This window comes from Anabaena sp. UHCC 0253, assembly GCF_009712085.1.
Classification (GTDB): Bacteria; Cyanobacteriota; Cyanobacteriia; order Cyanobacteriales; family Nostocaceae; genus Dolichospermum.
The window spans coordinates 200,340-214,682 of sequence record NZ_VILD01000010.1; the positions used below are offsets into that span (position 1 = coordinate 200,340).

The 14,343-nt window shown below is 41.0% G+C and carries 6 protein-coding genes; 1 reads left to right on the top strand and 5 read right to left on the bottom strand.

The genetic code is table 11. The annotated features are described in order from the left end of the window. Positions 1–4,230 (top strand): tetratricopeptide repeat protein (locus tag FJR38_RS23775; RefSeq protein ID WP_168539798.1); only part of this gene is annotated, 4,230 nt, incomplete at its 5' end. Between the two features lie 67 nt (positions 4,231–4,297). Here the strand turns inward: FJR38_RS23775 and FJR38_RS23780 are convergent. The 5 genes from FJR38_RS23780 to FJR38_RS27885 form a co-directional block, all read right to left on the bottom strand. Next, complete coding sequence (locus tag FJR38_RS23780) at positions 4,298–6,598, bottom strand: caspase family protein (RefSeq protein WP_168539800.1); 2,301 nt, start codon at positions 6,596–6,598, stop codon at positions 4,298–4,300. A gap of 109 nt (positions 6,599–6,707) precedes the next feature. Beyond that, positions 6,708–9,650: a CHAT domain-containing tetratricopeptide repeat protein gene (locus FJR38_RS23785; RefSeq protein ID WP_168539802.1), complete on the bottom strand. Its 2,943-nt coding sequence runs from the start codon at positions 9,648–9,650 to the stop codon at positions 6,708–6,710. Between the two features lie 200 nt (positions 9,651–9,850). Next, on the bottom strand, positions 9,851–11,983 hold the full coding sequence (locus FJR38_RS23790) for a S8 family serine peptidase (RefSeq protein ID WP_168539804.1): 2,133 nt from the start codon (positions 11,981–11,983) through the stop codon (positions 9,851–9,853). Positions 11,984–12,214: 231 nt separating this feature from the next. After that, positions 12,215–14,254, bottom strand: coding sequence for a CHAT domain-containing protein (locus FJR38_RS23795; RefSeq protein ID WP_168539806.1), 2,040 nt, complete (start codon positions 14,252–14,254; stop codon positions 12,215–12,217). Then, positions 14,184–14,339, bottom strand: a complete 156-nt coding sequence (locus FJR38_RS27885) for a tetratricopeptide repeat protein (protein WP_371418277.1) — start codon at positions 14,337–14,339, stop codon at positions 14,184–14,186. Before FJR38_RS27885 ends, FJR38_RS23795 begins: the two co-directional genes overlap by 71 nt. Positions 14,340–14,343: the final 4 nt, after the last annotated feature.

Here is a 14,343-nt window from a genome sequence, read left to right on the forward strand (position 1 = left end):
AATGAGCAGGCGATTGAACTTTATCAGCAAGCACTGCCGATTGCTCAAGCAATTCCTGATAATAAATCACAAGAGTCTGAAATTCTTTCATTAATGGCTAGTGCCTACAATCGTCTAAAAAAATATGAGCAGGCGATTGAAATATATCAGCAAGCATTGCCCATTGCCCAAACAATTCCTAATAATAAATCACAAGAGTCTAACATTCTTGTCTTAATGGCGATTAACTATTATCGTTTAAAAAAATATGAGCAGGCGATTGAAATTCATAAACAAGCACTACCCATTGCCCAAGCAATTCCTGATAACAAATCAGAAGAGTCTGAGATTCTTTCATTAATGGCGATTAACTATTCTTCTCTAGGAAATAGTGAGCAGGCGATTAAATTGCACCAACAAGCATTGGCTATTCGCAGAGAAATTAAAGATGAACCAGGACAACTGAAAAGCCTGACAAGTATTAGTATAAGATACTCTTTAAAAATATCAAATGCTATAGTTCAGGGTTTGTATTCTCAAGCTACAGCAGAAGCTACTAAGTTGATAGAGGTAGCACAGGAAATAGTAACTCTATCCATAAAACTGGAAGCACCAAAATCACAAGCTACTGCTTTAATTGATTTGGGACACGCTTATCATGTGTTGAATGAAAATCAAAAAGCAATTGAATTATTAACACAAGCGGTGACTATTGCGCGAACAACCAAAGATTTAGATACAGAATATTTAGCTCTGGGTTATTTTCAGAGTGTTTACAACACAACAGGAAATTATGTCCAAAAGATAGAAATTAGGTTACGACAATTAGAAATCGCACGTGAGCAAAATAAGAAATTTAACGAAGCAGCGATGTTATCTAGCTTAGGTACAGACTATGCAATAATTGGAGAGCATGAAAAGGCTATTGAAAAGTTACAACAAGGATTAGCTATATACCAGTCAATTGAAACCGAGCCTAAAGTTTTACAAAGAAAGATTAGTGTCTTAAATTCATTAGCTTCAAATTATAGAACTGTTGGGGAATATAGCAAAGCAATGGATATTGCTCAACAGGCTTTACAATTAGCAAAAACTTCAGAACAACCTGAATTGTTAGCAGAATCACTGTTGAATTTAGCTGGATTCTATGATAAAATAAGCGGCGATTTACCAAAAGTTATTGAACTCAGTCAGCAAGCTTTAAGCATTGCCCAAGAAATAAAAGCACCCCAAATTCAAGCAAATGCTTTACTCAAGTTAAGTGATGCTAATAGACAACAGGGAAATTACGCTCAAGGGTTAAAATTTGCTGAACAATCATTAATTATTGCTAGACAATTAGAAAATCCTTACTTAGAACAAAGTGCGTTGTCTACGCTAGTAGATATCTATAGCAATCAAGGAAACTATACTAAAGCATTAGAATTTGCCCAGGAAAGCGTCAAAGTAGTTCGCCAAGCCAACTTGTTAACCTATGAAGTACCTATTTTAAACATTTTGTCTCAAACATACCTTAATTTAGGCAACTCTCAGAAAGCTTTAGAAACTGCTAATCAATCCCTAACTTTAGCACGACAGCAAAAGAATCCTTTATTGGAATCGTTAGCTTTACAACGACTAAGCGTTATATATCACGTTCGGGGAGAATGGGAAAAATCAATTGAAGCTGCACAAGCCATGTCAGATATTGCCCAGCAGTCAAAAGATTTATTAGCTAATTCAATAGCTGCATCTTTATTAAGCGAAAACTACGGCGCACTGGGGCAAACAAATAAGGTAATTGAAGTAGCTGAACCAGCTTTAATATATGCCCAAAAAAGGAATAATCGCCCCTTAGAAGCGGATTTATTAATTAATTTAGGTAGTGCTTACGATACGATTGGCAATTATCAAAAAGCTCTGGAATTAGTAGAACAAGGTTTACTTATTGCCAAGGAATTAAAAAATCCTGCTTTGGAATCAAAAGCTTTATCAAGATTAGGAAGCATTTATAATTCGCAAAAGGATTATCAGAAAGCTTTGGAGTTGACGCAAAAAAGTTTGGATATCGCTCAAGAACTTAAAAGTCCACCTCTGCAACTATTTCCTTTATTCACTCTTGGTACTATTTACGCTGAACTGGGGGACTACAAGAAAAACATTGAGTTATATCAGCAAGTTGTGGAAATCACACGTAAACTTGATAATCGTGCTGGAGAGGGTGTAGCTTTATTTGGTATGGGAATTGCTTACTTTTACCAAGGTAATACCCAAAAAACAATTGAAAATGGTGAGAGAGTGATAACTATCGCCCAGGAAATAAATCGAGCAGATTTTACAGCATTAGCACAGATATTATTAACTATGGGTTATGGAGAATTGGGTAATGACCAAAAAGCCATAGATAATGCCCAAAGCTTTTTAAAATATGCTCGCCAGGTAGAAAATCCAGTATCTGAAAAGGCTATACTCGCGGTTTTAGGAAGTTTACATCGCAAGTTTGGCAGAACCCAAGAAGCAATAAATCACTATCAACAAGCTTTGGCAATGACAATAGAGGGTCAAGTTAGTGATGCTGATGTTGCTGGTATTTATGGTGGTTTAGCTCGTGTATATCGGGATTTGAATCAGCCTGTTACTGCTATTGGTTACTATAAACAATCTATCAATACAATAGAAAAAATTAGAACCAATATTGAAGGACTATCTCCCCAGTTACAAAAATCATTTATCAATGCTATCTACGACTTTGATAAATTCACTATTGCTGATATTTATCGGGAATTGGCCGCTTTATTACTATCTCAGGGACGTAATATAGAAGCGCAGCAAGTTTTAGAACTATTGAAGGTACAAGAAATTAGTGAATTCACTAGAGGTGAAGAGAAAAAAACACAAGTAATATTAACACCTGGGGAAATAGAAATTCAAAAAAAGGAGGGAACTTTAATTGCTTTTGGTCAGCGTGTGAATGAGTGCGAACGTCAACAATGTGCTGAACTCAAAGAACTGCGAAATCAACGAGATGATTTAAATCGAGAATTTGCTCAAAATATTCAGGAAATTGAAAAATATCACGATAATAAAGACCCAAATCTGATTTATCCGGGTAATTTTCTGGATGCTGCTCAAAAGATTGTCAAACAACCAAGCACTATCTTAATTTATCCCTTGGTCTTAGAAGATAAAATCTGGATTCTTTGGGCATCTCAAGGGGTAATTATTAAAACGGTGGAAGTAAAAAATGTTGATAAAAGTCAGCTAGATGCAACTGTGGCTAAATTTAGAGATTTATTAGAAAACCCATCTTCTGATATTGCTGAGATTAAAACCACTGGAAAACAACTGTATGATTGGTTAATTAAACCCATAGAATCAGAAATTAAAGCCAATAAGATTGAAAACTTAGTCTTCTCTCTGGACCGTTCCACTCGCTACATCCCCATGAATGCCTTGTTTGATGGACAGCAGTATCTCGTAGAGAATTATAACGTCTCGACAGTCATTTCTGCGGGGTTAACAAATATGAGCGATCGCCTACCCCCAAATATAGATAAGACACAAATTTTAGCTCTGGGTTTATCTGATGCTAAATCTGGTTTTAATGCCTTACCAAATGTACTCAAAGAAGTAAATGCAATTGTCAGAACCAACTCAAAAGAGTCTCAAGGTATTTATCCCGGCTTAAAGTTCCTCAACCAAGAATTTACCTGGGAATCATTGCGAGATAATCTCCAAGGTAAGAAAATTCTACATATAGCCACACATGGAGAATTTGTTCCTAAAGATCCACAAGCTTCTTACCTATTATTAGGTAATGGGAAAAAGTTACCCATTGCAGATATTAATCTCTTGCAAAGTTGGGATAATACTCATTTGGTGGTGCTGTCTGCTTGTGAAACGGCGCGGGGTGGTGCTAATCAAAATGGTGTCGAGATTTCGGGTATTAGTTCTTATTTTCTCGGCACAAATAAAGCTCAAGCAGTAATAGCTTCACTTTGGCAAGTTAACGACGCCAGCACTAGCCAATTAATGCAAAAATTTTACAGTAATTTGGCTAAAAATGACAGTCCTACGAAAATACAAGCCTTACGCCAAGCTCAATTGAATTTACTACAGGGTAATAATTCTACAATCAATTCAGAGAAAGAACCACGAGGGATTAATGTTGAAGTTTCACCAGATGCACCTTCCAGACATCAACGGGGTGCTAGTGGTTATTCTCATCCTTATTACTGGGGAGCATTTATTTTGATTGGGAATAGTTTGTAAGATGTGATAAATCTAAGAAAGACGCGATTCGTCACGTCTTTACAAAAAGGTACTGAAAATAACTGTGTCAATTGACTACTTCAAATGCGATCGCCATTGCTGCTAATCTTTCAGTATCAATACCACGAACATTGGCTGGTAATGGTAGTATACTTTGCCCATTATTGCTGCTGCGAGTATTTGCATCCAAGTCGTTGAGCAAATCATTGGTTAAACCCAGAATTTCATCAGTCACAGGTACAGGACTACGTTTGTTTCTCAAACCCCTGGTTTCAGCGATTTTCTCTAATGCTTGCAAAGAAGTTCGTAGAGGGGCTGTACTCGCGATAATCAGTGCCTCTGAGATGCCTAAAGTTCCGCCAATGGTAAGTTTAAATCCATCCTGGGCTTGAGGAATTATCCGTTTTTGCGAAGGCTGTATCAATGTTGCACCTTCTACAGCCGACCAATCAAAGGGAAAAATCACGCTCATATCGCCGGCTGCATTAATTACCAAAATCGTCACATAAAGTGGACGAGATTCCTGATTTTCCACCTGAAAAGTAATCTCAGTTCCCACTGATAATTTTGGTATACCAGAATCTGCTGAATTCACAAGGGAAACTGCTACTGGTTGATTTGTCTCTCCTGTAACTTGTTTTACAGCCCCACGAGTTGTAAAAGTTTCACTAATTAGTTTTTGATTATTAGCCAAATTCATAGAAGCAGTAATATTGATTCTGGAAGAATTGGTATTACCTAGCATTTGCTTGACGATTCTGGTGGCTAGTAAGGAGCGTAATTTTGGTTGTAAACGTTCCACAGCTTGAATTACAGTTTCCTGGACTTCACCAAAAGAGTTAGGAATAATTTGGTCTAGACTGGGTAAAAATAACCCAAAACTACCCACTTCTGGGAGATTAGTTCGTCTATTTTTCTGTACTTCTTGATACTTGCTCTTAGTCATCTGACCAAAGATATATTGCAATTCATCTCGTCCCACAGATTTGGGTTCAATCCGCTGTATCCTTTGCAGTGCTTGTTTTGCCTGTTGTGCAGTGTTCTGATCTAAAGAGTTATCAATACCAATTTTCAAAGTTAAATCACTAGGGATACTACGGATACGCTCTTGTAATATTGTTCCCGGTTCTAGAATTCCTCGTGATCCTGTAGTCCTTTGCAAAGTGCCTTTTCCGACTAATCCTTGTCGAGAATCTAACTTGACTAATCCTCTTTGACCACCCTTAGAATCTAAAGCGATAAAATAGGGATTATTTGTAAAGGCTGCTAACTTAGCAGCATCTAGACCTCCCAGCCATAATTCTACTTCATTACCTTTAACTTTAGTAATTACAGCCTCCGCCGAGAGAGATTGCTTAGGCGTAAAATAGATAGGTGCTTTGGCATTTTCTGGACTCAGATTTGATTCAAATTCTGGGCTTTGGATAATCCCTTTTTCCCACGCTAAACTGTTTGTACTTTGACGAATACTCAACATTGCTCTACTGACAGGTTCATTCCCTGCACGTTGCCAAAGATACTGAGTAAACAAGTAACTAAACGCACCTGCACTAAAATCACCAAAGGGAAAATCAACAGCGAATTGTTCTCTTCTGGCGCTGGCGATCGCCACACCTTTAGCAATATTTTCCTGACGTTTTTTGATAAAATCTTGGGGAGACATCCCCAGTTTTCCTAACCACTGACGCTGATAATCAAGTTCCCCTTTATGAGGTTGGAGAAGGTTTCCACCATCAATAGACCGCACCCGGAAAATTCCCCTTGTACCACCACCAGAATGACAACTATCTAAAACAACAGTGACATTTTCCGTTTGCAACGCAGACACAAGTAAAAATAGCGTATGTCCCATAATGTGCTGCACAGTACCACCAATTTCAGGATATCCCAGTGGTAAATCACCATCAATAGGGACTAGTGTACTATTCAGTCCATCTGGAGAGTCGCCGTCAGGGTCTTGGACTCGTGAACCGTGTCCAGAGAAGTGAAACACCACCACATCCCCCGGTTTAGCTTGCTTAATCAGATGTTCTTCAAAAGCCGTGAGGATACTTTGACGAGTAGCCTGTTGATCAGTCAAAGTCAGGATATCTTGGGGATTAAAACCAAAACGGTAAGTTAATAACTCCTTCTGCATCAACACATCATTGACACAGCCATATAAAGGTGAAATATTACCAGAATACTCATTTATACCCACCAGTAGAGCCAATTTACGGGGGGTGTTTTGAGCGAGAACTTGACCCATGCGATTCCTACGGAGCGCTTCGCTATCGCCTTGCTGCATAATATCCCATTGGCTGATACCTAGAGTTGCCAATGCAGAACCAGAAAATTGCAGAAATTGACGGCGTTTAATGTGAGACATAGTAACTTTTAATTGAGGATTTGCTATTTATCTATATTTCTGGGAGATTTCAGAGTATGCAACTTTGACTCTTTCTCTTCTGTGCGCCTCTGCGCCTCTGCGTGAGACATTAACGCCATTCACCTTGAGCAATAAACCCAGACCAAAAATAAGGATTGCGTCGGTTATCTGACTTCCACATCTGCAACTGAGCCTGACGCAAAGCCACATTCGGTGATTCCCCGTGCTGTAACATTTGCTGATAAAAACGCTGCATCAATTCTGATGTCCCTCTGTCATCCACCTTCCACAGAGAAACAGCCAATCGTTCCGCACCTGCATACATCAAACCCCTTGTCAAACCCACCAAACCCTCACCGCTAACCTCTCCACCCAAACCAGTCTCGCAAGCACTCAACACCACCAAATCTGCCGGGAAATTGAGATTAAAAATATCACCCAAGCGCAAATAACCCCTTTTTGGTTGACCAGATTCATCTACTAAAGAGAGAACAATACCTGATAATTCGGGGTTTTTGGGGTCAGCGAAACCGTGGGTAGCAAAATGTAGAAACCTATATTGAGATAGTTCAGGATTTGTCGCCCAATTGAAAGTAGCAGCAAAATCAAAAGCTTGTAATCGTTCTTTGGGCGAAACCAGTTTTAAAATTGCCTTAGCTTCCTCACGTGTACCAGGGATTCGAGGCCACATCCCCCGATTGAGATTGTTGGCGGCTCGTTTCAGGGCAGATTCATCTAAACTCAAACTGAGAGCATTTTTAGTATTCTGGGATTTACCTTGAACTCGTGAATCATTGAGAGAAAACACAGGGTCAGCCAAGACAGCTAAAGTTTTGGGTGCGCTAGTACGACCTTTGAGGGCTTGTCTTTGGGTAGCAATAGCCGTCATGGAAGGTAAGTGGACAATTTCATGATTAATCAGTAGCGGTTGGTAATTCACCTCTTCTTCAGTTGCAGTTGTGGTGACATCAGGTAAAGCAGCAAAAGGAATCACTTGCAATGCACCATCAGCCACAACTACCAAGCGTTTTTGACCTAACTTATCAGCAACTGGTGAGAGTATCATCTGACTCAGTTGCAATGCGGTATTTCTCGCAGGAGTTTCATCTGTAGAAGTGGCGATGATTCCTCTGGGGGTAGTCAGTGAATTAACACGACTTTGCAACAATTTATGAAATGTGTCCGCAGCAGCAGCAATGTCTGCACCTTTGGGTAGTTCGTAGGAATGGATAGAGTCGGGAGTCACAGCCCACAGATAGCTGCGTTCTTTGCCCAAGGAATATTGCAGCAATATAGTATCAGGGTCTAGTTGTTGCTGAATTTGGCTGAGTGTCAGAGGTTGGGGATAAATCAGGTCAGCATATTTGGGGCTAGTAGTGCGGATTTTGGTTTGCAGTTGTTTGTGTTGATTGAGAAGGTCATTAATTTCTGTTTGTAGTTTCTCTGTTAAAGTTTTAAAGTTGGATTCTTGATCCTTGCGACTATTGACGATTTCGTATCGCTGTTTTTCTCTAGCATCAATTAATTGCAGCAAACGCTGTTCTTCTGCCAAAAGTTTGGGGTCAACATCTTTACGAATATCTGCACTGGCTTCGGTTAACAGTTCGACTAAACCCCTAGCACGGGAGCGTTCGCTGATGTGTAATGCTAATGCGTCATAGCCCTGGGAGGGGTCTTGCTTGTGCAGTTGCATTAACAGGTCGATGTAGAATTTGTAGTGACCCTGTACGGTGGCAAAGTAAGAAGTACGCAATTCTTGGCTATCTATTTTGGTGCGGAGGTCTTCAACAATATTTACTGCGGCTTGAATATGGGTGAGGGCTTGTTGCAGATTACCTTGGTCGCGTTCCACGTTAGCTATGCTGCCGAGAGTGGCGGCTTCCCCTTCCCTGTTGCCCACGGCACGTCTGAGGGTCAGGGCTTGGTTGTAGTATGTCAGCGCCTGCTGCTTTTCTCCCAATGAGGAGTAGACAAAGCCTATATTGTTGAGAGCGGCGGCTTCTCCTCCCCTATCGCTCACGGCACGATATAGGGTCAGGGCTTGGTTGTAGTATATCACCGCCTGCTGCTTTCCTCCCAATAAGGAGTAGACACCGCCTATATTAATTAGAGTGGTGGCTTCCCCTCCCCTGTCGCCTACGGCACGTCTGAGGGTCAGGGCTTGTTTGTAGTATGTCACCGCCTGCTTCCCCTCCCCCAAATTAAAGTAGATTAAGCCAATATTGTTGAGAGTCCTGGCTTCTCCTTGTCTGTCGCCCACATCACGGAGTATTGGAAGGGCTTGGCTGTAGTATGTCAGCGCCTGCTGTTTTTCTCCCAATGAGGAGTAGAAAGCGCCAATATTGTTGAAAGTGGTGGCTTCTCCTCCCCTGTCGCTCACGGCACGATATAGTGTCAGGGCTTGGTTGTAGTATGTCAGCGCCTGCTGCTTTTCCCCCAAATTAAAGTAGATTAAGCCAATATTGTTGAGAGCGACGGCTTCTCCTCCCCTATCACTCACGGCACGACATAGGGTCAGGGCTTGGTTGTAGTATGTCAGCGCCTTCTGGTTTTCTCCTAAATCTTTATAGACTATGCCAATATTGTTGAGAATGACGGCTTCCCCTTTCTTGTAACCCTCAGCACGAGATAGCTCTAGAGCTTGGTTTAAGTATGTCAGCGCCTGCTGCTTTTCTCCTAAATCTTTATAGACTGTGCCAATACTTGTAAGAGTACCGACTTGCCACAATTTATCATCAGCTTGCTGCCAAAGTTTAAGCGCTTCTTGCCATTTTTTGATTGCCTGTCGTAGTGATTCTGCTCTTCCTTGGTCAAAAAGCTGCACCCCTTCTTGAGTTAATCTTTCCGCCTCAGCGCGAGTTCTATCTTGTTGTGTTGTTTGTGACTGTTGGGCTATTTGCAACCCTTGTTTTCTCGATGTTGCTCCCACAGCATCAGATAGCAAAATCACGCTCAGTAACAAGGTGAAACTATAGCGGCTTAAATTCGGTAATAAGTGGGAGACAATCTTGAAAATGTTGGGCTGTATTGAGTTTTTAAGCCGCTTCTTCATACTTTTGGGTTAATTTACTGATTTATACCTACAACTCACTATACTTCTAGTGGTTTTGAGGTTATGCAGTTTTTCTCTTCCTTGACGGAAAACTCTGAAATTCTGTATTTCAAGTTAGGTTGAGCAACGCAAAACTCAATATTGAGAAGGGGTTTGGATTTATTTACGTCAACTCAACCTACATCTTAATTACGAATTAATTACCGTCTTCTCTTCACAGCCTGCACTGCTGCATCAGCATTCACCAGTCCTTGACCAAAGAGGTGTTGTTGAACTGGTTTTGATGGTGAACCGTAGGATTTGATATCTTCATCGGAGATACTCAGCCCTTGATAACTGGCTGTAGATTTGAGGATATCAGTTAAGCGATCGCGGTTCAATCTTCTTTGACGATCTTCTCCTTTCATTAAGGCCACAACCCCAGAAACGGCTGGCGCAGAGAATGATGTACCTTGTACCCACCAATATTTACCTCTAGAATCAACCTCAGCAGACCAACGCGACGTGGGATTTGGTATTCCTTGCCAAAAAGCATTTAGCCAAGTTCCGCCTGTGGTGGGGATTCCACCTAACAATCCTGGTGTATCTAAATCGCCTCCTGGTGCAACTACATCTAATCCCACTCCGTAATTACTATAAGACGCACGATGACCCCTGAGATTAGTTGCGCCCACAGCCAAAACTCCCGGATAAGCCGCAGGATAAGCTGCTCGGTCATGGTTAGAATTACCACTAGAGGCGACAATTACCAAGTTAGGATAGGCTTTGAGAATGTCAGCGATCGCTTGTTCTTCTTCTTCACTAGGCAACATTGCACCCAAGCTGAGATTAATGATATCAGCACCGCGATCAGCCGCATAGCCCAAGGCTTCAATATAAGTAACAGGATTAAAACTACCATTTAGCCCAAATACCCGCACTGGTAAAATTTGAGCATTGGGCGCTACACCCACTAATCCTTGACCATTTTTCGGTTTTGCGGCGATTGTACCACTGACTTGAGTACCATGAAATTCGCCTCCGACTCGGTTAGTGCGGATTGTGTAACGTAAACTATTGGCGATTTCTGCTAGTGACGCATTTGGATATAGTCGTCTCAAATTCACGAACTCTCGCGGATATTGCTGGGCTAATTTCACATCTGATAATTTAAAAGTATCCTGAAATTGTGAACCCAAAATTGCCAGTTCTGTAGGATTAATCCGAGTATCAGCATCACCAATTTTACAAGGGTCGGCGTTATTCCCACCACTAGAAAAATCCCAGCCGTGAACTTCCCCCGGACATTTATCAGCCGATTCTACTTTATACAAACTATCTGCCAAATCAGGGTGATTCCACTGAATGAGACTATCTAAAACCGCCACAACTACACCTTGTCCGCCGTTGCTATTTTTCCAGGCTTCTTTGACCCGGATATCTGTGCGGGGAATAGCCGATTTAGTTGTAGTCTTGGGTTTTTCTAAACAATTTTTTAACGCTCCCCAATTAGGTATATCCTGCTGTAGACATTGTTGCATAGGTGTGCTGTCCAAATGCCAAGCTAAACCTAATAAGTTGCTTTGGGGTGAAGTCTCTCTATTCACTTGGGCAACAGTCTTGGGTATACTCTTATTCAGTTGCCATTGTTCCATGCTCTGGACTTGTGGAACAGTCGTTTCTAAGTTTCTCTTACTGATAGACTGCACAAAGTTAGGTGAAACAGAATTTATACCTTTAACTGTAGTGAGTTGGTTAGCAACACCGAGAACTTTAGCACCTTCAGCAACTGTAGATTTAACCAGATAGCGATCGCTATGAAAGCGTAATTTCCGCACAATTGCTAAATTATTTTGCTGTAAGATTTCTGTTCTTTGACTTGCTGATAATTGAGGGTCAAAGCTGAGGATAATCTCATTAGGTAAAACAATCACATCTTGCTCGTTGTTGCGACTCAGTACAGGTAAGGTAGTTTGGACATAGGGTTGCTGCTGAATACTTTGTTGTATAACATTTCCCGATTCTCTCGGCACAGTTACCACAGCATAGTTTTCACCCAAGGGATTAACTATGACTGGTGTAGTTAGTCGTGCATTGCGCTGGATATCTTGTTGGAGTTGCAGATATAGAGGTTTGGCCGCCCCTAAACTGCGAGTTGGAGGTAAATCTTTAAAAGATACGGCGATCGCATCTTGCCGTTGATTTAGAGGTATACGTTCCCCTTTATACAGATAAAATAAATCACCGTTTTCTTGTGTTTGAGCGATCGCAGATATCCGCTTTGGCATTGAGAATACACCCAAGCCAGACCAAATAAAACCAGTGAGGACGATGCAAGTTGTGATGCGTTTCATAAAGTTGTTTCCTTGTTTTTTTAGATGAATATTTGAAGTAAATAGATCACATGGTAGGGGCGCAAGGCCTTGCGCCCTTACGACTTCTTTTATTGGTGTTGCTGATTAAGAGTATGATTTTGTTTCACGCAGAGGCGCTCCAGTCACAGAGAGTAAGAGTTTGAAATCATTGATTTTTAAATTTCATACCCTAATATGGCTATCGCCACGCAGGCTATCAGCAACGCCCTTTTATTCCGATTCCCCAATTAAAGTAAATGCAGCCCAATATTTAGGTTCAGGATGTGTTTTCATGGTGTTAAGCATGGCATTTCTTAAGGCGGTAGCTTTGTCAACATTTTGTTGTAGATTTTGATAAAATTCAGTCATCAACACAGAAGTAGAATTATCATCCACAGCCCATAAAGAGACAATTACACTGGGGACACCTGCGCTAATTAAAGAGCGAGATAAGCCGATGACACCATCACCAGTCACCCGTCCGCGTCCGGTATCGCAAGCACTGAGAACAACTAAATCTGCATTTAGCTTCATGTTAAAAATGTCTTCAGCCGTGAGTAACCCGTCATCTTGACCAGAGGGTGCTAAAGCGATCGCACTTCCCAAACCCCGAAGATCATCAAACAATCCATGTGTGGCTAAATGAATAATTCTGGCTTGGGTCATTTGCTGGACAGTCGCAGCTTTAGTGGCTTGATTACCTGTTATAGCTTGAGTTTTAAACAGTGCAGCAATATCTTTGGCTTCCTTTTCTGCCCATTTCAAGTTAGATAATTGTTGAGCCGGTTTTCCTGGTTCTAAGACCACTTTTGGCATAGTTGGATTACCAGCCACCAACACTTCCCCTTTCCCAACTCCCGATTTCCCATTCCCTAATCTTTGCTGACGAGTTAAATCTAAAACTTGAATAGATGGTGCAGTGAGAATAGTATGTTTTTCAATTAAGTATTTGCCTTTGTCATCTTGTAGTGCAGGGAAGGGTACGAGGAATAATTCACCTTGAGGAACGAAAATCACCCGTTCATTTTCATTGCTGGGGAGAAGGTCGGCTATGGGTTCAATTAGTAGTTCATGGAGTCGGCGGAATTTTTGTTTTACTTTGGCTGCATCAGGAATTTGACTGAGAATAATACCACGACCTCTAACACCAATGGATTGACGGCTTGTAGTAATTAGTTCTCCCAAAGTCGTATTTTCTTTTTCCCAGAGGGATTTGAGATCAGCTTTGCGGAAAGTAACTTCACCTGTGGGTTTAATTACCCAAATATACAATTCTGATTCTTTATTTTGTAATTTACCCTGAATCTTGAAATCATCAGAAATAATTGAATATTGGATCAAAGTAGCTTTTTTCACTTTAGCAATTTGTTTAATCTCTGCGATTGTTGGGGAGGTAGGTAATTGTGCTTTGCTGTCAGGAGATAACCGGGAAGTCAGTAATTCCACAAAAGCACGTCCTCGTCCGCGTTCGGCTATTTCTAAAGCTGTATCAGTTTTATTTTGGGCAATCAGGACTTTTTGTAAAATTGCATAGGTGTTACGTTGCGTTTCAAAAATTGAAACTTTTTCACTATCTTTTAATTCTCGACCTCGTAGAGATTCATAAACTTTTATTCCTTCCAGTAGGGTACTCTCTGCTAAAGAAAGATTTCCTAGTTTATATAAAGAAACTCCTAAATTATCCAGTGACTGTCCCTCACCCAGACGGTCTTTGATTGACCGCGCAATCGCTAAACTTTGTTGAAGGTACTTAATAGCTTTAGGGTAGTCTCCCAAATTATGGTAAGTAACACCGAGACTTCCCAGTGCGCCACCCTCACCAAAACGGTCGTTGATTTCCCTAGTGATTGCCAAAAATTGTTGCTGGTAGTCAATAGCAGTGGAGTATTCTCCCAAACTATTGTAGGCAATACCGAGATTTCCCAGTGCGCCACCCTCAGTACGAGGGTGTTTGATTGACCTCGCGATCACCAAACTTTTTTGATAGTAGTCAATAGCTATAGAATAGTCTTCCAAACTGTTGTATGTAATACCGAGATTTCCTAGTGTATGACCCTCACCACTAATATCTTTGATTTCCCTATCGATCACTAAACTTTGTTGATGATAGTCAATAGCTGTAGAATAGTCTCCCAAAGCAAGGTAGGCAACACCAAGATTTCCCAGGGCATTACCCTCACTACGAGGATGTTTGATCTCTCTAGCGATCGCTAAAACTTTGTTGATGATAGTTAATAGCTGTAGGATAGTCTCCCAAACGATGGTAGGCAATACCGAGATTTCCCAGTGATTGACTCTCACCAAGGCGGTCTTTGATTTCTCTAGCGATCGCTAAACTTTGTTGATGATAGTCAATAGCT

What these genes read in the sequence shown, in the direction of transcription:
- FJR38_RS23780 (WP_168539800.1), bottom strand. Translation starts at nt 6,598, where the DNA reads ATGTCTCACATTAAACGCCGTCAATTTCTGCAATTTTCTGGTTCTGCA.
- FJR38_RS23785 (WP_168539802.1), bottom strand. Translation starts at nt 9,650, where the DNA reads ATGAAGAAGCGGCTTAAAAACTCAATACAGCCCAACATTTTCAAGATT.
- FJR38_RS23790 (WP_168539804.1), bottom strand. Translation starts at nt 11,983, where the DNA reads ATGAAACGCATCACAACTTGCATCGTCCTCACTGGTTTTATTTGGTCT.